General features: G+C 41.8%; 18 protein-coding genes and 1 tRNA gene. 10 read left to right on the plus strand and 9 right to left on the minus strand.

Annotation, left to right across the window (positions count from 1 at the left end; all coding sequences use genetic code 11):
* Positions 1-87 precede the first annotated feature (87 nt).
* From argS to AOB57_RS08480, 4 genes are all read left to right on the plus strand, one after another.
* Positions 88-1,797 carry an arginine--tRNA ligase gene (gene argS / locus AOB57_RS08465; protein ID WP_054298978.1) on the plus strand — a complete coding sequence of 570 codons (1,710 nt, stop codon included), beginning with the start codon at positions 88-90 and terminating at the stop codon, positions 1,795-1,797.
* A 244-nt stretch (positions 1,798-2,041) separates the two neighbouring features.
* Positions 2,042-2,452 carry a hypothetical protein gene (locus tag AOB57_RS08470; protein ID WP_054298977.1) on the plus strand — a complete coding sequence of 137 codons (411 nt, stop codon included), beginning with the start codon at positions 2,042-2,044 and terminating at the stop codon, positions 2,450-2,452.
* A gap of 176 nt (positions 2,453-2,628) precedes the next feature.
* The gene (locus tag AOB57_RS08475; RefSeq protein WP_054298976.1) at positions 2,629-3,666 is read left to right on the plus strand and encodes a methionine synthase; all 1,038 of its coding nucleotides are present in this window, start codon (positions 2,629-2,631) and stop codon (positions 3,664-3,666) included.
* Between the two features lie 254 nt (positions 3,667-3,920).
* On the plus strand, positions 3,921-4,955 hold the full coding sequence (locus tag AOB57_RS08480) for a methionine synthase (protein WP_054298975.1): 1,035 nt from the start codon (positions 3,921-3,923) through the stop codon (positions 4,953-4,955).
* A gap of 242 nt (positions 4,956-5,197) precedes the next feature.
* On the opposite strand, the gene AOB57_RS08485 is transcribed toward AOB57_RS08480, so the two are convergent.
* Both AOB57_RS08485 and AOB57_RS08490 read right to left on the minus strand, forming a co-directional pair.
* Positions 5,198-5,368 carry a ribbon-helix-helix domain-containing protein gene (locus AOB57_RS08485; RefSeq protein ID WP_054298974.1) on the minus strand — a complete coding sequence of 57 codons (171 nt, stop codon included), beginning with the start codon at positions 5,366-5,368 and terminating at the stop codon, positions 5,198-5,200.
* 292 nt (positions 5,369-5,660) lie between these two features.
* Positions 5,661-5,734 (minus strand) — tRNA-Lys (locus AOB57_RS08490).
* Positions 5,735-6,251: 517 nt separating this feature from the next.
* On the opposite strand from AOB57_RS08490, the gene AOB57_RS08495 reads away from it, so the two are divergent.
* The 5 genes from AOB57_RS08495 (at position 6,252) to AOB57_RS08515 (ending at position 8,118) form a co-directional block, all read left to right on the plus strand.
* Complete coding sequence (locus tag AOB57_RS08495; protein ID WP_394339690.1) at positions 6,252-6,467, plus strand: TRAM domain-containing protein; 216 nt, start codon at positions 6,252-6,254, stop codon at positions 6,465-6,467.
* Between the two features lie 56 nt (positions 6,468-6,523).
* Positions 6,524-6,730, plus strand: a complete 207-nt coding sequence (locus AOB57_RS08500) for a TRAM domain-containing protein (RefSeq protein ID WP_054298972.1) — start codon at positions 6,524-6,526, stop codon at positions 6,728-6,730.
* A 57-nt stretch (positions 6,731-6,787) separates the two neighbouring features.
* On the plus strand, positions 6,788-6,994 hold the full coding sequence (locus AOB57_RS08505; RefSeq protein ID WP_054298971.1) for a TRAM domain-containing protein: 207 nt from the start codon (positions 6,788-6,790) through the stop codon (positions 6,992-6,994).
* Between the two features lie 48 nt (positions 6,995-7,042).
* Positions 7,043-7,249, plus strand: coding sequence for a TRAM domain-containing protein (locus AOB57_RS08510; RefSeq protein ID WP_054299037.1), 207 nt, complete (start codon positions 7,043-7,045; stop codon positions 7,247-7,249).
* A 419-nt stretch (positions 7,250-7,668) separates the two neighbouring features.
* Complete coding sequence (locus AOB57_RS08515; protein ID WP_054298970.1) at positions 7,669-8,118, plus strand: bactofilin family protein; 450 nt, start codon at positions 7,669-7,671, stop codon at positions 8,116-8,118.
* 93 nt (positions 8,119-8,211) lie between these two features.
* Here AOB57_RS08515 and AOB57_RS08520 read toward each other — a convergent pair whose 3' ends face one another.
* The 3 genes from AOB57_RS08520 to AOB57_RS08530 all read right to left on the minus strand — a co-directional run bounded on the left by AOB57_RS08520 (position 8,212) and on the right by AOB57_RS08530 (position 10,891).
* Positions 8,212-8,976, minus strand: a complete 765-nt coding sequence (locus tag AOB57_RS08520; RefSeq protein ID WP_054298969.1) for an ABC transporter ATP-binding protein — start codon at positions 8,974-8,976, stop codon at positions 8,212-8,214.
* A 1-nt stretch (position 8,977) separates the two neighbouring features.
* Complete coding sequence (locus AOB57_RS08525) at positions 8,978-9,766, minus strand: ABC transporter permease (RefSeq protein ID WP_054298968.1); 789 nt, start codon at positions 9,764-9,766, stop codon at positions 8,978-8,980.
* A 123-nt stretch (positions 9,767-9,889) separates the two neighbouring features.
* Positions 9,890-10,891 carry an ABC transporter substrate-binding protein gene (locus AOB57_RS08530; protein ID WP_054298967.1) on the minus strand — a complete coding sequence of 334 codons (1,002 nt, stop codon included), beginning with the start codon at positions 10,889-10,891 and terminating at the stop codon, positions 9,890-9,892.
* Positions 10,892-11,315: 424 nt separating this feature from the next.
* On the opposite strand from AOB57_RS08530, the gene AOB57_RS08535 reads away from it, so the two are divergent.
* Positions 11,316-11,837, plus strand: coding sequence for a helix-turn-helix domain-containing protein (locus tag AOB57_RS08535; RefSeq protein WP_054299036.1), 522 nt, complete (start codon positions 11,316-11,318; stop codon positions 11,835-11,837).
* Between the two features lie 193 nt (positions 11,838-12,030).
* On the opposite strand, the gene AOB57_RS08540 is transcribed toward AOB57_RS08535, so the two are convergent.
* The 4 genes from AOB57_RS08540 to nrdD all read right to left on the minus strand — a co-directional run bounded on the left by AOB57_RS08540 (position 12,031) and on the right by nrdD (position 20,473).
* Positions 12,031-15,468 (minus strand): S-layer protein domain-containing protein, encoded by a 3,438-nt coding sequence (locus AOB57_RS08540; RefSeq protein WP_054298966.1) that lies wholly within the window; start codon positions 15,466-15,468, stop codon positions 12,031-12,033.
* A 165-nt stretch (positions 15,469-15,633) separates the two neighbouring features.
* Positions 15,634-16,656: a thiamine-phosphate kinase gene (gene thiL, locus AOB57_RS08545; protein ID WP_054298965.1), complete on the minus strand. Its 1,023-nt coding sequence runs from the start codon at positions 16,654-16,656 to the stop codon at positions 15,634-15,636.
* Positions 16,657-17,257: 601 nt separating this feature from the next.
* The gene (locus AOB57_RS08550) at positions 17,258-18,040 is read right to left on the minus strand and encodes an anaerobic ribonucleoside-triphosphate reductase activating protein (protein WP_054298964.1); all 783 of its coding nucleotides are present in this window, start codon (positions 18,038-18,040) and stop codon (positions 17,258-17,260) included.
* A 48-nt stretch (positions 18,041-18,088) separates the two neighbouring features.
* Positions 18,089-20,473 (minus strand): anaerobic ribonucleoside-triphosphate reductase, encoded by a 2,385-nt coding sequence (gene nrdD / locus AOB57_RS08555; RefSeq protein WP_054298963.1) that lies wholly within the window; start codon positions 20,471-20,473, stop codon positions 18,089-18,091.
* Positions 20,474-20,501: the final 28 nt, after the last annotated feature.

Consider the following 20,501-nt stretch of genomic DNA (forward strand, 5'->3'; position numbering starts at 1 on the left):
TTAATTAAATTATGAGTCAAAACTGTAAACGGAATCTATAAATCAGAATTATCACATAGTTCTCGCACTTTTTACAGGTGATTTGTCTTGTTTCTGGAATTTAAAGCTCAGGCTACATCAATCTTAAAAGACGCTATCCGAAAGGTCGGACTTGAAATCGAAGATTCCGAACTTTATTTCGAGACTTCTTCTCACGCTGACCTTGCAAGCAGAGCCGCTTTCAGGCTGGCAAGCCTGTACAAACAAAACCCGAAAGAGCTTGCGGCCCGTATCGTTTCTGCAATCGAAATTCCAGATGGTTCATATATAGGAGAGATAAATGCTTCTGGCCCTTACATTAACTTTCATGCAGGCAGGCACTATCTGGATAGTACAGTTACCGCAGTTCTGGAAGAGAAAGAGAAATTTGGCTGCGGAATCTCAAAAGGCAAAATCTTACTTGAACATACTTCAGCAAATCCAAATGGGCCGCTGCATGTGGGGCATATTCGAAATTCTATTATTGGAGATACCCTTGCCCGCATTCTCAGGCGAGCAGGATATGACGTTGAGGTACAGTACTATGTCAATGACATGGGCCGCCAGATTGCAGTAGTTTCCTGGGCGTGCGAACGCTTCAAGCTTGATCTTTCCAGAAAACCCGATGCTGCTATTGCCGATGTTTATATAAAAGCCAATACCGAGCTGGACAAAAATCCAGACTATGTAAAGGAAATTGATGCCCTTATGGAAAAGGTAGAAGCCGGGGATGTCAGGACAATAGATAGTTTTGATAAGGCAGTTTCCCTGGCGGTTTCCGGAATTAAAGAGACCCTACTTCGCCTGAACGTTGTCCACGACAGGTTTGTCAGTGAATCAACTTTCCTTAAATCCGGAGCTGTATATGACATCGTAGAGAGGATCAAAGCTACAGGAAGGACAAAAACTGATAAAGGAGCCCTTGTGGTAGACCTTTCAGACTATGGGTTTGAAAAAACCCTTGTTATCCAGCGTTCAAACGGCACTTCCCTTTATACGACCAGGGACCTTGCCTACCACGAATGGAAAGCCAGACAGGCTGACCGCATAATCGATGTTCTCGGAGCTGACCACAAGTTAATCTCAGGCCAGCTCAGGGCTACTCTGAACGCAATTGGGGTCAAGGAGCCTGAAATTGTAATTTTCGAGTTTGTTTCTCTTCCTGAAGGCTCGATGAGCACCCGTCGCGGGCAGTTCATAAGTGCAGATGAGCTCTTTGACAGGGTTACGGAAGCTGCCCTTGAACAAGTGGAAGCTCGCCGCCCTGAAACTTCCTACGAGTTTAAGAAACGAGTTGCGGAAGTAGTAGGAATGGGTGCAGTAAGATACGATATAGTACGGGTTTCACCTGAGAAGTCCACGGTTTTCAACTGGAAGGAAGCTCTTGACTTCGAAAAGCAGGGCGCTCCCTATATCCAGTATTCCCACGCCCGTGCCTGCAGTATTCTCGAGAAAGCAAAAGAAGAGGCAGCCTGGGACCCCTTCATAAAAATTGAGCCTGCTCTGCTTGTCGAGGATACTGAAATCGATCTTATAAAGAAGATGGCAATGTTTGACAGCATAATCGACCTTGGAGCCCGCGAATTGAAACCTCATGTGCTTGCAATTTATGCCCGTGAACTCGCCGATGCCTTTAACCAGTTCTACCGCTTCGTCCCTGTAATTGCTGCTGAGGACGAGAAAATCAGGGCTGCAAGACTGGCCCTTGTGGATTGTGCAAGAATCGTGCTTGCAAACTCGCTTGATACGCTTGGAATCGCAGCTCCTGAATCAATGTAAAGGATAGAATCCAAAAAAAGAAAAATCGAGCTGAAGATTTCTCTATCCTTTTTTCTTTTCTTCTTATTGTTTCCTTAGTTTACTTTCTTACTCTACTATTTGAGTATGATTCAGATACTTCTTGATGTCGTCTGGACTACTAGCTGGTGAAAAACTCATATCTGCTCCCATATAGAGGAATTTGAGAAAAATATAAAATCTTTGCAGCAAAAATAACAGTTTATAACTACTGCTGCTTGATATTATGACCACGATAAACGAAGCTTTTCGGATGTTCTTGGATGAACAGGAAGCCAGCTTGAAGCCTGACGTCTTCCTGGATCTTGAGGACGTGATCCTTCTCTATGAGGAATTTCTGGAATTCAGTGCCGAAGATTCCTTTTCCGAGGAAGACAGAGAGCTTTACGATGTCCGACACGAACACGAGAATAAGAGTTACTGCGATATTTTCGGCCCTGAGCATCTTACCCCCTACGGAATTAAGAGTTTTCTCGATGATTACGTAGTTGAGGTTGGAGGAGGCAAGAAGTTAGTTGGAACAGCTGCCAGAGTCCTGGAAAAATTCTTTGAGTGGGCTCTGGAAAAAGATTTAATCGACGAGAAAGCTTTTGAAGTAAACAGCGAGCTTCTCAGGAAATATAAGAAAAAGTATTGAGTAGCATAAGAAAAGGTATTGAGTAGCATAAGAAAGGGTATTGAGTAGCTTGAGAAAGATGGATATTTACAAATAGAGCTGTTTATAATAAAAATCTGCTTTTCTCCTTTACTTTGAATTTTTACTCAAGTTAATTCCAATACTTATAATACTTGATACTGTCTTACATAGCAGGTATGCAGGACATTATTTTTATTGATGGAGGCAGCCTTCCCACGCCAGAGGGCACTACAAGGGAATGGGTAAAGACTGCGGCTGAGAATAGGGATGAGGATGAGAAACTTTTTTCCGTGATAAGGGAAGCTTTCCGGAGGAAAATCGATGTGGGAGTGCATGTGCCCACTTATCCTCAGTTCAGGGATATGATAGGGCAGTTCCTTGATATCATCAAAGACGAAAAGAACTGTTATGAGCCATATGTACTCAAAGAGGAAAATGCAAAAATCCTCGAACTGGAGATAATCGACGAAGTTGCGAAGCAGTACAGGGAAGAAACAGGAGAAACGCTTGAAGTCAGGGTTTGTGTCGCAGGTCCTACAGACCTCTACCTTCAGGCTTTCGGGGAAACGGATTATGCCGATGCGTATCACGTTCTTGCGCTGGATATTGAAGATTTCATAAAGCAGGCATTCGTGGCTGCGAAGAATTTCAAAATAAAGGTTATAGCCCTGGATGAGCCAAGTCTAGGGATAAATGACAGAATCCAGTTTTCTGATGCTGATATTGTATCTGCTCTCACCGTTGCTTCGGCTTATGCAAGAAAGCAGGGGGCAGATATGGAAATTCACTTGCATTCCCCGCTAAAATATAAGCTTGTTTGCGAGACGCCTATCAATGTTATAGGTTTTGAATATGCGGCAAGTCCTTCCTATCTGAGCCTTCTGGATAAGCAAGTGCTTGAGGACTCAAATACTTACATCAGGCTTGGTGTCTCAAGAACCGATATCTCCAGCCTTATAGGCATTGTTAATGAAACATACGGGGTCAATGCCTGGAAAGACAGGGAATATATGCAAAAAATCGTTACAGATCTTGAAACCCCTAAGGTTGTAAAAAAGAGGCTTGAAACAGGTTACTCCGTGCTTGGAGACCGGATAAAGTATGCAAGTCCGGACTGTGGGCTGGCTTTCTGGCCGGATCAGGAGCTTGCTTTTAAGCTGCTTGAGAATACCGCAAAAGGTGTCAATGAATTTAATGCAGAAAATATAAGGTAGGAAGAATAACCTTTTCCTGAATAATTTAATAGCCGGACGAAAACTGGTTTCTTAAATTTTTCATTTTATTTATTTGATTTTTTCTTTTTCTAGCATTGTTTCCTTTTTTATTTATTCAATTTTTCTTTTTTTACAGCATTGTTATCTTTTTATCTATTCGGTTTTTTCCTTTTCTATCAGTATTTTTTTCTATATTTTTACTTTTTTTCTGTCTTTCCAATAACGCTAAATCCTTACAGGTCTACTAAGAGGACATGGAAGAAATCATCTTTGACGATATTGGAAGTTATCCCCTTCCTGAAGGAGTTAGTAAGGAATGGATCCAAGATGCCTTTAAAACAAGAGAAGAAGATGAGAAACTCTTTACGGTTATCAATGATGCCTTTCAGCAGAAAATAGATGCAGGTGTGGATGTTCCTACCTATCCACAGTATCAAGATATGAACGAGCAATTCCTGAAGGTTATCAGGGATTCTAACTGCTGTGATAGCCCTTTTGAGGTGAAACTTGAATGCGCCAGGATTGAGGAACTTGAGGCCATAGAGAAGGTTGCAAAAGCCTATAAAGGGCAGTTTGGAGAGAAACTTAAGGCCCGGATCTGTGTAACCGGTCCGACCGAACTTTATCTGAAAGAATTTGGAGGCACACAGTACACGGATATTTATTCTCTTTTTGCAAAAAGCGTGAACAATTTCGTTAGAAATTCCATGAGATCTGCAAAAAATTTCAAGATAACAACGGTTTCTATTGATGAGCCAAGTATCGGGTTGAATCCCGAGATAACTTTTGATGAAAATGATATTATCTTGGCTCTTACCAATGCCTCAAAGGCGGCAAGTAAATGGGGAGCCGATGTAGAGATTCACCTTCACTCTCCTCTCTACTATAATCTTGCCTGCGAAGCTCCCACAATAAACGTTATAGGAGTAGAATCTGCAGGCACGCCTTCCTATCTGGAACTGATAGACAGGCAAATACTGGAAGACACGGATTCTTTCCTGAGACTCGGGATTGCAAGAACTGATATCTTCACTCTGGCAGGAATCCTTAATGAAATGTACTGTACCAATGTCTGGAAAAACCAGAAATATCTTTCGGAGATTGTTAGCCAGCTTGAGACCCCGGCTACTATAACCAAGAGGCTCAGGGTCTATTACAGGCGCTTTGGCAATCTAATAAAATATGTGGGTCCTGACTGCGGGTTGGGCTCCTGGCCTAACCAGAGGATGGCTTTTATCCTGCTTTCCAATGTAGCTCAGGGTATAAAAGATTTCAGGGACTCCCTCTAATCCTGAACTCTTTAATTAGCTTTTATATGAAATAAATTTCAAAAATTCCTGTATTGAAATGTTTGCAGCCTGAGATATCAGGCTCCATTTTTCTTTCCAGTGGAAGTTACACTAAGTACAGGATTTCTTAAAAAATAGCCGACAGATGTCGAAGCACAATGGAAACAAAGGGGTAATTTTTATTATTTATTTTTATAATTATTTTTCCCCGGGTTTTATTCGTCTCTACTTATCTCTTTTAATCATTTATCGAGTCTCCCATGCCTTCTATCGATATCGTCCATTATATCCAGCATCTTTCTAATAGCAGTTCGGATGGCGTCAGACTGGCTGACAAACTTCTTGTTATCTCCTACATGCCTGTTAAGGTCATCCAGAAGCTCCTGAGGAATTTCAACGCTTACTTTTGGCATTAGAGTTGCACCCATTCAGATTTTTATGCATTGAAGTTGATTGAGCAATTAATTTATTTCTAAATATATTGCTCTTTTAATGAGATAAGATCGAATAAACCTGCTTAATGAGTTGTTGAGTTGAAAATTCGACTATTGGAATGAACAGATTTACTATTCATGATCATATGCCCTTTAATATTTTACCTGCACCAGACGATATGATATCTGGACACTGTATTATCTCACTGAGAAAAAACCTAATAAAATGCAGGCTTTTAAAGCGGAATTTCAATAAAAAAGATGATAGTAGCGGGCCCGAAGGGATTTGAACCCCCGGCCTATGGATTAAGAGTCCATCGCTCTGCCTGACTAAGCTACGGGCCCACGCATTGTTATTCTCACTGAATGAGCGACTCTCAAAATGTATCTTTAAATATTTATAAGTTTCGGCACAGGCTTTTATCTCTCAAATCTTTCCGAAATTGAATCCGAATCTATAGAACTTGTTTAGATTTCTCAGGAAAAGTTGCTTTACAGAAATTTTTACCTTTAACAGATAAATATCTTTTATTGTAATCAATTTTATTTTTTATAGGAATTGACCTTACTAAGTATCTTTGAGATTGAAAATCAGAAGTCTGAAAACCATGCACATTATATTTTCCTAACTTTATTATTTTTCTTTTTTTAGAGATATTAATGCAAAACGTTATATACAAGCGAATATGAGTATGACCAATTAATTGACTTATCCGAAGCTCTGTTGGGGATTAGTTAATCAAATAGATTAAGTAGAATTTGTACTTCCTGAATTTGGGTTCTCAAGTTTGGCTTGTTAAGTACTTTTTTACTCTTTTCTGTCGATAGAGCTTTCTTAAGCTGATTAATAGAAGTTAAAGGAATGAATGTAATGTTTAAAGATGAACATACTTCTGTGCCCGTTGAAGAGGGCGAAACCTACGATGTAACTATTCAGGATATTGCTCGCCTGGGAGACGGCATTGCCCGTATCGAAGGTTTTGTAGTTTTTGTCCCGAACACCAGTGTTGGCGATGAAGTCCGGATTAAAGTCGAAAGAGTGCTTCCCAAGTTCGCATTTGCAAGCGTTGTCGAGTAAATGCAGGGAAATAAAATAATCATATTAAATTAAGGTAAATTAAAGGAATGGTTTTCATGTTTAGAGAAGAAATTCGCTCAATCCCTGTCGAAGAGGGCGAAGTTTACGATGTAACAATTCAGGACATTGCTCGTCAGGGAGATGGCATTGCTCGCATTGAAGGTTTTGTAGTCTTTGTCCCGGGCACTAAAGTTGGTGACGAGGTTCGGATTAAAGTCGAAAGAGTACTTCCCAAGTTCGCATTTTCAAGCATTGTCGAGTAAATGCAGGGAAATAAAATAATCACATTAAATTTAAGGTAAATTAAAGGAATGGTTTTCATGTTTAGAGAAGAAATTCGCTCAATCCCTGTCGAAGAGGGCGGAGTTTACGATGTAACAATTCAGGATATCGCTCGTCAGGGAGATGGCATTGCTCGCATTGAAGGTTTTGTAGTCTTTGTCCCGGGCACTAAAGTTGGCGATGAAATCCGGATTAAAGTCGAAAGAGTACTTCCCAAGTTCGCATTTGCAAGCGTTGTCGAGTAAGTGCAGGGAAATAAATTAACTTTAGTTAAGTTATTGGGAATGATTTTTATGTTCAGAGACGAAAGCAGCTCTGTTCCTGTTGAAGAAGGCGAAGTCTACGATGTAACAATTCAGGATATCGCTCGTCAGGGAGACGGTATTGCCCGCATTGAAGGTTTTGTTATCTTTGTCCCGGGTACCAAAGTTGGCGATGAAGTCCGGATTAAAATCGAAAGGGTTCTCCCCAAATATGGTTTTGCAAGCATCGTTGAATAAACAGGATGCTCCAAATGAAAAAAGCAAGACTGAAGAATCAATAGTTCTTCAGTCTTTTTATCATTCATCTTATTATTCCAGTCTCTTTACCATTCATCTTATTAATTAATCTCTGGAACTTTAAGGCTTGGAATTACTTTTCTTTAATCTGTTCCTTGTTTTGATATAATTAGATATTCTCAGTATATTTGATCTATTGTATTGTTTTCAATTCTTTTTGACCGGACCGTTTTTTGCTCATTTTTCAGTACAATGTATGTTCTATTATCCATGGCTTCTGATAGTGAACATTCGATGCTATTATATAATAGATATTCAATCTATTTTGGGAACTCAATTGACAAAGTTTTGTAAATGCTTTACAGAACAAGTATTTGCTTTACTCTGTAGCCGGGAAAAACAGCCCGGAGTGATTTCTAATGATTCGTTTTATCAAGTACCACCCCAGGTCCAATACTTACGTGATTGAAAAACGAGCTTTTCTTGAAGAGGACCTTACTCTGGACGGCAATGTAATTGTCGGGCAGGAAGTAAAATTCTGGAAGAACCTCACAGTGACCGGCAGGCTTGAACTCGGAAAAGATTCGATTGTTAAGGGTAATGTAAAAGCCAGAAGTGCTCTTGTTTGCGCCGGGGCAAAAATTCTGGGCAATATCGAAACAGTTTCTGAGCTTGTCCTTCTTGATGGAGCTAAAATAAATACCGCGGCCTGTCAAGGAGATATCCGCGCCAGACCCGGATGCGCTCTCAACTCAGTTAAAGCAGACGGTACGCTTGAACTCATTGGAAAAGTTAATGTCAAGAAAGTAGAGCCATTAACCAAAGTAATTATTCGGGCTGAAGAATCGGGATTCTCCAGCAGTACTTAATGTTTTTTCCCTCTTTTCATTCTTTTTGTATCTTTTTATTCCGTTTTCATTTTTGTACAGCGGTTTTATCCCTTTCCGTCAAGCCGTAAAAGTTTACCTTTTGAACCTCTCTTCTTTGAGAAGTTTCAGGACACGGTCCCTTAAACGGTTAGCTTCAGGACTTGTCCTACACCGCGGGCGAGGCAGGTCAACGGGCACAATCTCTCTTATTCTTCCAGGTCTTGCGGTCATGACCAATATCCTGTCTGAGAGAACAACCGCCTCATCCACACTATGGGTCACGAAAATGAAGGTAACGTGTTTCTGTTCCCATATTTTCAGGAGTTCGTCCTGAAGACTATTTCGAGTCTGGGCATCCAGTGCCCCAAAAGGCTCGTCCATAAGAAGCACTTCGGGTTCATTAGCAAGAGCTCTTGCAATTGCAGCCCTCTGCTGCATGCCTCCGGACAGCTCATAAGGATAGCTATTTTTAAACTGTCCCAGACCTACAAGATCTATATACTTCTCCGCATGCTGCCGGGCTTCAGCTTTACTAATTCCCTGCATATCTAGCCCGAAAGTGACGTTATCAATAACTGTTCTCCAGGGAAACAGGGAATACTGCTGGAAAACCATGCCCCTCTTGGGATCAGGACCAGTTATAGGGACTCCATTGAGTGTAATTTCTCCTGAAGTCTGGGTTTCAAGCCCTGCAATAATACGGAGCAGGGTTGTTTTTCCGCAGCCAGACGGTCCAAGAAGGCAGACAAACTCGCCGTCTTCAACATCAAAGCTCACATCATGTAGAGCTTCCGTAACACCATTTTCTTCTTTTTTAGTAAATATACGTGAGACATTTTTTATACTTACTCTGCCCATCTTATACCACAGTTCCTGCTGTCCATCTAAGTAATTTTGCATCTACATAATATCTGAAGAAGCGGTCAATTAAAAGACCCACGAACCCAAGCAGAAGCATGTAAACGAGCACGAAATCCATCCTGTGCAGGTAGTAATTGTGCCAGATCTGATACCCAAGTCCATTATCGCTAACTCCGAACATTTCCGCAGCTACAAGGCACATCCAGCCTACTCCCATGGCAATCCTGATTCCTGCAGCAATTGAAGGCATAGCTGAAGGAATTGCAATATAACGTATAAGATCCAGATCCCGAGTACACCCAAGAACCTTTGCTGCCTCAACATAAACTTTCGGGACGTTTTTAAAACCTGTGTAGGTATTGATAATAATAGGAAAGACCATTCCCACAAACACAACGAAACCTGCAGCCTGGCGAGTAAGCCCAAACCATACGATTGCAAAGGGAATCCAAGCAAGGGGAGGAATTGGGCGCAGGATTTCGATTATAGGATCGATTGCCCTATTTGCTTTTCTGAACCATCCCATAGCTATCCCGAGTGGAATTCCTATTGTAAACGCAGCTATAATACCAATTGAGAAATGAACCAGACTTGTTAACGCATCTGTGTAAATTAGCCCGCTTTCGACAATAGTAGTGAAAGATTTTACTACATCATAAAAACTGGGCAGAAGAAACTTATTCTGTACTATTCTATCCGCTACAAGCTGCCATATTGTAACTGCGATTATGAGAGACAATGCTTCAATGCTATTCTCTTTTATTGTTTTTATGAAACGGTTCTTCATGTCTAATTAAAAGAGTTCTTACTTTTTTACCTTTCCGGCAGACTTCATTTCTCAGAAAAAAGAAAAGTTAAGGTTGCCATCATATATAACAAAGGCAACCGAATTTATTTTAACTTATTCTTATCATTCCTGAGTCTGTTCTTCACTCATGACTTTCTCATAGAAGCTTGTATCAAAGATATCTTCCCGTGTCAGGGATTTTGGAATAATACCAAGTTCATACTGAGTGTTTGAGTAATTGACAGCCGAACTTTCAATCAATGCAGGATCTGTAATCCACTCTCCATCCCATTCTTCAAGGGATGTCCTTACAGTCTCAAGATCCTCTGTGGTTTTATTTGAATAAATCTGGGCGGCTTCGTCTACATTTGCCTGGTTGTACTCTGTTGCTTTAATATGGGTCCTTACAATCTGTTCCACAATATCCGGGTGCTCTCTGATAAGTTCTCCACTTACGACAAGTACACAGCAGGAGTGATTTGCTTCCATCTCTCCAGATTGCACTATAGTACGCCCGTTACCTTCCCTTTCTACAACCGTTGGGGATGGATGAGGCAAGAAGACAGCATCAACCCGTTTGGCCGAAATAGCGGTGACGGCGTCTCCTGGGGTCATTCCGAGAACTCTCACATCTGTCTCAACATCAAGCCCGTTTTCACTGAGCCAGTTCTTGAGCAGGGTATCCTGAATCGTTCCTGGCGGGAAAGTAGCTATCGTAAGTCCTTTTAAGTCTTCAGGGCTTTCATATTCATGTTCGGGCCGAAGAACAAGACTTGAGCCGTTTATCTGTACAGGCGTAACAATCTTTGCGTCAAGGCCCGGTTCCTGGCTGAGAGCTGCAACTACAGGGGCTGCCCCGACATAAGCGACATCCAGGTCTCCGGACATCATAGCCTGCATTTCAGGGGCTCCTGTCGGGAATTGATATTCTTTAATTTTTTCAATTCCATATGGTGCAAGGTCTTCTTGCCACCATCCTTTTTCAGCCGCAGTCATGTATGCGATCTGGTGGGTACTCGGCTGATAGCCAATGTTCAATTCAGTAAGATCATCGGATGCGCAGCCGGATACGAAGATTGATGCGAGCAACAATAGAGTAAGTGTGAGTATACCTATTTTTTTCAAAATCTCACCTCGTTAATCCCTATAAATGATAATAGTCCCTATAAATGATAATCCCTATAAATGATAATAATCCCTAAATGACAGACCTCTTTCTCTAAATAATATTTTTTGAGTTCGGGTCTTCTTAAGGAAAAATTAATAACTTCTCCAGCTTTCCCTTTATCAGCTTTCCATAAACTTCTTTGCGAAGAATTTCTTTTTCTTCAAATAAAAAATCCTGGTAAAAAATAAAAAGTAAATGTGTGCATTGATTGTTAATATTTTTTAACATTTCCTATATATAGCTTCTCAATGCCGTCATGATTATACCCCAAATGTATTAATACAACGGGATATATTTCTCATTAAGGACTAAATCTTCTATGAAATGTAGATTATTTCCCAAAAACAAAAATTTTCTACAGGGTTTAAAAGGTTGAATTTTATGAATGTTGCAGACAAGGTTATCAAATCCGCATTCGAATCTGATGAGGTTTTTCAAAAAACGCTTTCCACTGTAATTAAAGAGGATCTTAACCTCACTGCTGTGGATTTTGCCAAAAAAGCAAATATCCCCCCAAGCACCCTTTACAAGATCTTGTCAGGGAATCGGGATCCCAACATTAAAACCCTCCGCCAGATCGTGAAAACTATCCGTGATATTAAAGTATCAGATAGTGGAGAATTTATTGCTGTCATTGCAGCTCGCTCTGTGCTTGACAATATCGTGGAGACAAAGAGAAAGATAGCTGGCAGGCTGGTTACAATCAGGGAATACTCGGCAACTTCAATGGAAGAAGCTATAATAGCAGCCGTTACCGCCGAGAGAGACGGAGCAAAAGCCCTGGTCTGCGCTCCCATAGTGAGCCCGACTGTAGAAAAGATCCTAAATATTCCGGTCACGACAATTATCCCGAGGAACAGTCTTATAGATGCGATTGAACTTGCGCTCAAAAAGATGGAGTGATCGTTAGGAAAAAAGCAGTATGACATTTGAAGAGAGATAAAATCTGGGAAACTGAGCCAAATCTAAATTCTATTAAAAATAAAAAGACCCGCGTTAATTCGAAACGCGGGAATCCTGAATCTAATTAACTTTTGTTTCTTTGGCTTTCTTTATCTCTGAATTTTATTTTACTACCGCTTTTATCTCCACTAATTTACTTCTTAAGCTCCCTTATTTTTTCCTGAATCATTGAGATATCCCCGCCACCTTTTGTAAAGAAATAGGCAGCTCCACCTACTATTAGCAGGATAATGGCTACTAGGGCATAGAGCAGTAAGGAAGACTTCTCTTTTACAGTGTAGGTTGCGGTTTCTCCTCCAACTTCTACCCTGTAGGTTCCAGGCACCTCTTCTACGTGCTCAAAGGTTACAGTGGTATTATTCCCTACATCCAGGGGAATCTCTTTTGATTTGGTTGCGTTTCCGTTAATAAACAATTCCACACTCTGATTTCCTGCAGCGTTGCCAATGTTTCTGACGGTAATTGAGATTGTTGCAGCCTTTCCTGCACTTACTTCTAAGGGCTCAACTAACAGGTTTGAGAATTCGAAAATGGCTTCAGGGTCTCTTACTCTTATATTTTCTTCCTGATCCAGGAATCCTTCCTTTGTTACGCTCAGTTTAAGAGTGCCGCTTTTATCTGTCGTATAGGAAACTTTTCCATCAGGTCCTGTTTTGTTAACAAGGTTCCCGTTAATCGAAACATTTGCACCCTCAATTGGGTCGCCACCGATTGCTCTGACAATCTCAATATCCAGGGTATCGCCTACATAAACCGTTTCAGGTGATACACTAACTGACATCTTCTCTTTCGGAGGAATTACATTGACGTTCTTGTTTGCAGTTGTGTATCCATCTTTTTGTGCGGTCAATTTAAGGGGTCCGATATTCTCTGCAGTGTATTCAACAGTCCCATTAGCGTCGGTCTTACCTACATTAGTCGTATTAACATTTACGCTGGCACCTTCGACCGGGCTCTCACCTGCAGTCACTCCAATATCAAACGTATCACCTACAACGATCTCATCAGGCACACTGATCTTGAGCTCTCTGCTGGCTCCACCTTCGTTCTGGATTTCTACAGCGGGATAGAACCTGAGAACACTGTCATCAGCTACTTTGAAGCTGATATTGCCCATGATCTCGATTGTTTCTCCTCGATCAAGCCCGATATCGTCATCATTCTTCATTTTAATGCCGCTTTCGGAAACACTGCTAACTTCCATCTCGCCAAAGCTTTCCCCGTTTTCGATCTCAATGTACTCATCCGAAATCTGGAAAATGCCCTGTGTGAAAACAGCCGAGGTCTCACTTCCTGCGAAGACTGTGCCGAAGTGGACTATGATCAGGGGTATATCCTCAGCTTCTCCAATGTCGGTCTCGTAGATATAATCCTGATTGGAGGCAACGAAAGCATCATCTACCACTTCTCCATCCTTCTCGAGCTGCACCCAGACAGTATCCCCATTAATATCGACTTCCATGATATTCAGGGAATAGCCGTTCTCAAGCACAAGAGCAGAACCTGAGTACATGGACTTCCTGTCATCGCTATCTGTAAGGATTTTAGCAAGAATATTATCCGAGAGAAGGCTTACGTCATCTACTGCTCCGTTAACGGCTCCATCTTCATATCCTGCAAAATACTTGTCTGCCATAAACCCTACGACCATGAAATTGCCCCAGTTACTGTATTCGAACTGAACTTTCTGAGGCTTGGATTCATAGACCAGTTTATCGGATGGGATAGTTCTGCCTTTCAGTTCTTCGACTTTAAGCTCTTCGGTTCCGATTCCCTCATCTATATTATAATAGAAACCTTCAAAGTTGAAAGGATTCCAGGCAGGAGTAGAGTTTCCATCTTTATCTTCATCATAAACAGTTCCGCGGAGCTCGTAAGTTCCGGATTCTGAGGTATCGAGAATGGGAGCAAAACGCAGTTTACTGTCATCGGCAACCTTGAGCTTTACCTTACCCATGAGGTCGATAGTTTCGCCTTTATCAAGTCCGATATTATCTTCATTTTCCATTCTTATTTCATTACTGCTGATGGACTTTACTTCCATTTCTCCGAAGGTGTCTCCATTCTGGAGTTCCACATAATTGTCCGAGATCTGGAAAACTCCTTCAATAAATGCAGCCGAGGTTTCAGTGCCTGAAAAAACTGTGCCGAAATGGGCAAGGATTATAGGTACATCTTCAGCCTCGCCAAGGTCAGTCTCATAGACATAGTCCTGTCCAGAGGAAATAAAAGCGTCATCCACAACATTTCCATCTTTCTCAAGCTGTATCCAGACAGTTTTCCCATTAACGTCAACTTCCACGACATTCAGGGAATAACCGTCTTCGAGGATAAGAGAATCTCCTGCATACGCCGACTTTTTATCATCGCTATCTATGAGGATCTTGGAGAGAATGCCGTCAGAGATCAGGCTAACATCGTCACCTATAACTGAGGAATTTTCACTGTAGCCTGCAAAGTATTTCTCTGCCATGAACCCTATAACCTGGTAGGAACCCCATTTATTATATTCAAAATCAGTTTCAGTAGGTCTTGTTATATACTTGATGTTTCCTGAATCTATACTTCTTTCTATATTCTCAATCTTCATTTCTTCTGAGGATACACCGGAATCAAGGTCATAGTAGAAGCCTGAGTAACTCTGTGCGTTCCATGTATAGGTAGTGGGCATCCCCTCTTCCCATATTCTGTTCCCACTTGATGGGGCTTCAACCGTTATATTCCAGGTTTGTGTCGATTGGCCGTATACGCCGTTGGGATCACTGGCTACTGCTTTGAGTGTATAATTAGCCGAATTGTCCCCTCTAAATTCGTATGAAGAAGAAGTCACGTCTGTATCAGTTTTTTGATTTATATCATTGACAAACCACTCAACGTTAATATTCTGGTTGTTTGTAGAACTTACACTGAAGGTCTGCGACTTTCCCTGCTCTACTTTAACCGTTTCCTCAGAGGGGGCAAAATTAACAGGCATTCCTCCTGCTGATACTGTCCAGTCCCATCTATAGCTCGCAATTTCTGCACCGCTCTGAGCTACAACAGTAACATTATATACGGCTGCTGAAGATGTAACATTTTGAAACGTATCTGACATTACTCCAGTGGCGAATTTAACTTGTTCTCCATCTATATACCAGGTGACGTCTGCTACCTTGTTTGTCTCAATGCTAAATTCCTGGGGTTCTCCTATTCCTGTACTTGGATTACTCTGAGGATTTTGGTTTGTAATCGCCAGTGCACCTTCAGTACCTTCTACATTCCAGATTATTGGATCTAATCCATCTATACTGGCTGTCACCTGGTACGATCCCAACTGAAGAGTATGATTGAGGGTTGCAACATTATTGCTATCGGTTTGTGTTGTTGTTGTCTCTTCTCCTATATTCCATGTGACAGTGGCACTTTCATTTAAAGGAATAGCAAATGTTTGAGGTGTACCTGCTGTCCCTGTAACAGTCGAATTCGTCGAGGGTGTAGGGTCTGCTACCAGACCCGGGGCTGCTGTTACAGCTCCGCAAAATAGCCCCAGCACCAGAATTGCTGTAAATATCTGTAAACTAGCTTTTTTCATAGTCGATCCTTCTGAACCTTGTGCATAAATTATATTATGAATTTAGTCAGTTTAACCCGAGTTTACTCAATTTTTGTGATCTAAGGGGATTAATCAATCAAGAATTTTTAATTTTCTTCTTTCTCACCCCGGGCTTCTATTTTGTGGGGGTAACTTAATTTTTAATCAGGAGGATCCATCAATTGTCTCGGCTTTTAGCTGCTGGTATCCTCGCTGTGCTATAGTTGTAAGCTTGCATTCGGGGGATTCGAGTACAATGCCCGCTTCATACATTGTGCATTCTCCTATAACAGTTAAGTTACATATATTTTGTACTTTTTTCATCTTTTGCGGGTCAATTGTAAGAAGAAGTTCAAAATCTCCGCCTGTATAGAGTGCAAGTTCCCTCAGCTTGTCGGGGTTTGAGGCGAATTCCCTGACTTCTCTGAGGATAGGAAGGGAATCTTCCCGGATCCTGAAGCCTACATGGCTCTGTCTGGCAAGGTCGTAAAGAGACATTGCAAGACCGTCACTTGTATCAATCATGGATGTGACTGCCCCGGACTCGGCCATTTGTCTGGCTTCCTTAATGCGCGGAATTGGCTCAAAAAGTGCCTTCAGGACAGTTTCAGTTACTGATTTTTTCAATTGTAGGGCTTCCAGAGCTGCCCCCGCTGAGCCTGTATATCCGGTGACGCAGACAAGATCACCTGGTCTTGCTCCGCGCCGAAGAAGGAGCTGGCTTTTCTTTACCTTGCCCAGCGCCGTCCCTGTAATCGTCAGTTCTGCATGGGTGTCAAGATCGCCTCCGATAATCGCAGTTCCACAGAATTCAGCACACGCCTGCATACCTTTTGCAAGTGCTTCAACAAAAGTAATTTCGGTATCTAACGGCATCCCGATTGCCATAATAAGCCCTGTGGGTTCTGCGCCCATGGCTGCAATATCACTGAAGTTTACCGCTGCTGACATCCAGCCCATTTGCCAGGGTGTCATCTCCTTCGGAAAATCCGTGGTTCTATGCAACATATCGGTAGTAACAACCAGGCAGTCTTCGCCTTTCAGGTCAAGGACGGCGCAGTCATCCGAACCTGCACCAATAAGGATTCCTTCCTGCCCTTTTTCCTTGCCATCAGGGGCTTTAAAAATCTCGGATAAGATGGAGATTAGAGCGCGTTCTCCAATTGAAGATACTCTTGTGTCTTTCATGGTCTTTTTTGAAAAAGGTAACCTTTGCTTTTACTTTTATAAACACATGCCCTCTGTGAGCCAAAATGCACTGAGTTTCTCTCCTTTATTTAATTTGTGTAACGCGCAAAGTTACACAAAAAGTTAGTAATATTAACATAGAGATTTTTCCATATTCAGAGAGATTTTTCTATATCTAATGAGATTCTTTATTACATGAGACGTTATGCCCGAGTTCTCATATATCCTACAAGCATCGAGACGATAACTTTCTCAAATTGGGTCAATTTCATGGGTTTAGGGTTACAATCTTTTGAATAATTATTTCGAATAAAATTCTTAAGTGCTCAATTTGCCTTTTATCTTTTGAAATCCATAAAACTTTTGTAAACTTCAAATTCACTCGAACCTAAATTATGGTTTTTATAAGGAATCTGAAAAAAGCTTAAAAAAGATGTTTCAGAACTGGAAAAAATAACTGATGAAAAAGTCAAAAAAATTAAGAAAAAGAAGCTAAGAAAAAACTAAGAAAAAAACTGAAGATAAAGACTAAAAAGCAATAATTAAAGATAAAAACAGAGTCAAAATTAAAGATAAGAAATGAAGAACAAGAAAAACTGGATTACATTGAATCAAATATAATTTCTTCTCCGTTTTCTTTTGTTCTTATTCTCACATCATTCAGGTAGTTTTTTGCTACTCTCCCCAGTTCGTACAGTTCTTCTCTTTCAAGCACCTGTGTCTCCCTCAGACTTTCACGCAAGCTGTACTCCGGGATGCCCTGCTGCAACACGTACGTAACTTCCTTGTTCTTAATATTTTCCGAGATCCAGGCAGCTATGCTGGCAATTTCTTCCCTACTTCCGATAAAGTCCCTGATTAGTGTCGTCCTGAGTTCCAGTTCCATGCCGCAGGAATCTACAATTTCGAGAGTATCTATTAAAGACGCAGTGATCTGTTCAGGTGTTTTTTTTACAGCTTCATATTCTCCATAGCCCGTAACTTTCCCGTAAAGCTTAGGATTATCTGGTGGAGCTTTTATATCGATAAAAAATTTATCAACCAGCTTTCGTTTAACCAGTTCATTTGCCATCCCAGGGTAGCAGCCGTTTGTGTGAATTCCTATTGCAAGCCCCACTTCTCTTACAAACTCTGCAAGAGGCACAATTGCGTCCTGCATCAGAGGCTCTCCTCCTGAAAATACAACTGCACTCACAAAGGGCTTTGATTTTTTAATTTGATCTTTTACAAAGTCCAGATCTACAGGGTTCAACCCGTGGAGATAGGGATGGTTCTGGCAGTAGGTACAGCGAAGAGGGCATCCTCGAAAAAAAATAGTAGTTGCGGCTTTTCCTCTCCAATCCACGGTCGATAGCGGGACTATACCAGCATAGTTTAATCTCATAGTCCACCGTTTCTTACAGTTGTACGCATAAAAGGGGTTAAGGAACTCTTACCTGAGTTCCTGTGTGCTGTATCTTTTTCTGTCCAGGAGCTCCTGGCGCTTGCCTTTGTTCCATCCTTCTACGGATTGAAGGTATCCTGTGATCCTTGAGAGATGCTGCACGTTTTCAGACTTGCACTTCGGACATCTGTCCAGCAGACCGTCGGCTACATATCCCTCATCAATGCACACAGTCATATCCCGAGTAAAGGCAAAGTAACCGGTCTGGGTATTCTTTGCAATATACATGGCAAGTTCCTGCAGACCGTCAGGGTCCGGCTTTCCTTCTCCTAGCCAGATATGCATGATATTTCCACCGTCCACAATTGGGAAGAAAGTATGTTCGTACCTTATCCTTTCGGGCAGAGATACATCTGCATCAGGCGGAAGATGAGTCCCATTGGTATAGTAAATCGGCAGGTCATGCGTCTGATTCAAATCCCGTTTTGCAGCCTGCACATTTCCTTTGATTGTACTCTCTGCTTTGCCAGCATACTCCTTATGCAAGAGGTCCGAGACTGCAAAACGCTGGGCTGTCGTTTCAGCAGGCGTCCTTGCAAGAGCAATTTCCATTCCGGTTTCCCTTGAGAGCTTCTGAGCATGCATCTTCATCTCAAACATAGCCCTGATTGCAAGCTTATAAGCATCTGGAGACTGATGGATCTGATAGCCTGTATGGTACTGGACCATCTCATTAATCCCTACTACTCCTATGGTATATACCAGGCTTTCAAAATCCACAGCCATTGCTCCTTTTTCCCCGGTATTTGGGTCTTTAGGACGCTGGGCTGCAAATGGAATTCTGTTTTTCTTGATCAGGTTGTTCATCCATTTCCGTTTGATTTTGAAGACTTCCACTCCCTTGTTCATCAGGGATTTGAGCTCATTAAAGAGTTTCTCATCATCATGTTCAGCTCTGTATGCAGCTCTTGGGCAGTTCAAAGACAGAACCATCCATGACCCCATTGAGAAGTGCTTTCCGTCCTTAAAATGAAGTTTGTCATTGAATTCGACGTCATCTGTAGGATTTGCAGAAAATTGATAGGCGCAACATTGATAGCATGAGATTCCCTTTCCTGCACCCCTGTACTCCGGAAGCTGGTTATCAAAATAAGGAGTCCCGAATTTGGCAGCCAGCTCGAAGGTCATCCTGTACAACTCTTTATAAGTCGGAAGATCGGGGTGAGTCCTGTTGAATTCCTTGTCTTCTTCCATAAAGTCAGGCTCAATGGAAATTTCGGGTTTGGGGAAACTGAAAGGCTTGCCCCAGGCATCTCCTTCAAGCATGACATCCATCAGAGCCTTAAATCCAAGACGAACCTCTTTTTCAAACTCCCCGTAGGTTCTCAGAGGAGCCTGTTTACCATCCCAGATCTTACCCATAGCGACAATCGGAATATTTCTCCAGAGCTTCGGAACCCCGGGGGAGAGCTGTACGGATGAAAAAACCGTCTGTCCGCCTCTTGCGCACATCATCTGCATCATTTCATAGACGAACATCTGCATAAGCTGTTTTATCTCGGTTTCAGACTTACCTTCCAGATAGGGAGCCATAAATGTCAGGAAATTGTAGAATCCCTGCCCGCCTGCGAAATTTGTCTGAGCCGAGCCCATAGCTTTAACTGCATGAAGAAAAGCTACTTCAGCATTTTTTGCAGGCTTTGCTACACTGGACTGCGTTCCTACTCCATCAGGCATAAGCCCATAGTAAAAAAAGTAACGAAGATCCCAGTCCTGGCAAAAAGGCCTTGTGCCCATATATTCAAGATCATGGATATGGAAATCCCCATTCAGGTGTAAGTCTGCAAGCTCTTTTGGCATCAGGAGGAGATTCTGCTCCTTGGACATCTTATCAGCTTTTCTTTTATGTGAGGTTTCGGCATTGTTCAGCTGGTTTGCATTATCATTTGCTTCAAAGCCGTATCCAGTATCGATTTCGTAGGCATCGTAGACCGAAGCTCCAACCCTAGTCATGATATTTCTCCACTCGACATGTCCCCTGTCAAGCAGGATATTGTTGACGATTTCCCGTATAAGAGGGCCTGAGAGAAACTTTATGTTCATCTTTTTGATGATCTTTTCCGCTTCCTTTGCAATATCAACGGCTTCTTCTTTTGTTATTGAGGGTTTACTGTAGAAGATCTCGCTTAATTTTGTTTCTTTCAGGAGCCGGTTTACAATGATATTCCTGTCCCAGTTAAGAATGAAGCCATCTGTTGTCCTTACCTTGGGGAGGGGGGAGATGGACAACCCGTCAAGGGTCTTTTGCACTGGCTGGTTGTCAGATAACTCGTCATCATCGTGGAGTGGAGAGACGGATAACTCTTCAAGCGGCGTTTGCGTTGATTGGTTGTCAGATAACTGGTCATCGTGTAAGAGAGTCTCGCCTGTCATTTTCTCATCTTCACTATCTGTTTTAGAA

The sequence above is a fragment of the Methanosarcina flavescens genome (assembly GCF_001304615.2).
Classification (GTDB): Archaea; Halobacteriota; Methanosarcinia; order Methanosarcinales; family Methanosarcinaceae; genus Methanosarcina; species Methanosarcina flavescens.

What these genes read in the sequence shown, in the direction of transcription:
- AOB57_RS08470 (WP_054298977.1), top strand. Translation starts at nt 2,042, where the DNA reads ATGACCACGATAAACGAAGCTTTTCGGATGTTCTTGGATGAACAGGAA.
- AOB57_RS08475 (WP_054298976.1), top strand. Translation starts at nt 2,629, where the DNA reads ATGCAGGACATTATTTTTATTGATGGAGGCAGCCTTCCCACGCCAGAG.
- AOB57_RS08480 (WP_054298975.1), top strand. Translation starts at nt 3,921, where the DNA reads ATGGAAGAAATCATCTTTGACGATATTGGAAGTTATCCCCTTCCTGAA.
- AOB57_RS08485 (WP_054298974.1), bottom strand. Translation starts at nt 5,368, where the DNA reads ATGCCAAAAGTAAGCGTTGAAATTCCTCAGGAGCTTCTGGATGACCTT.
- AOB57_RS08495 (WP_394339690.1), top strand. Translation starts at nt 6,252, where the DNA reads ATGAATGTAATGTTTAAAGATGAACATACTTCTGTGCCCGTTGAAGAG.
- AOB57_RS08500 (WP_054298972.1), top strand. Translation starts at nt 6,524, where the DNA reads ATGTTTAGAGAAGAAATTCGCTCAATCCCTGTCGAAGAGGGCGAAGTT.
- AOB57_RS08505 (WP_054298971.1), top strand. Translation starts at nt 6,788, where the DNA reads ATGTTTAGAGAAGAAATTCGCTCAATCCCTGTCGAAGAGGGCGGAGTT.
- AOB57_RS08510 (WP_054299037.1), top strand. Translation starts at nt 7,043, where the DNA reads ATGTTCAGAGACGAAAGCAGCTCTGTTCCTGTTGAAGAAGGCGAAGTC.
- AOB57_RS08515 (WP_054298970.1), top strand. Translation starts at nt 7,669, where the DNA reads ATGATTCGTTTTATCAAGTACCACCCCAGGTCCAATACTTACGTGATT.
- AOB57_RS08520 (WP_054298969.1), bottom strand. Translation starts at nt 8,976, where the DNA reads ATGGGCAGAGTAAGTATAAAAAATGTCTCACGTATATTTACTAAAAAA.
- AOB57_RS08525 (WP_054298968.1), bottom strand. Translation starts at nt 9,766, where the DNA reads ATGAAGAACCGTTTCATAAAAACAATAAAAGAGAATAGCATTGAAGCA.
- AOB57_RS08535 (WP_054299036.1), top strand. Translation starts at nt 11,316, where the DNA reads ATGAATGTTGCAGACAAGGTTATCAAATCCGCATTCGAATCTGATGAG.
- AOB57_RS08540 (WP_054298966.1), bottom strand. Translation starts at nt 15,468, where the DNA reads ATGAAAAAAGCTAGTTTACAGATATTTACAGCAATTCTGGTGCTGGGG.
- thiL (WP_054298965.1), bottom strand. Translation starts at nt 16,656, where the DNA reads ATGAAAGACACAAGAGTATCTTCAATTGGAGAACGCGCTCTAATCTCC.
- AOB57_RS08550 (WP_054298964.1), bottom strand. Translation starts at nt 18,040, where the DNA reads ATGAGATTAAACTATGCTGGTATAGTCCCGCTATCGACCGTGGATTGG.
- nrdD (WP_054298963.1), bottom strand. Translation starts at nt 20,473, where the DNA reads ATGACAGGCGAGACTCTCTTACACGATGACCAGTTATCTGACAACCAA.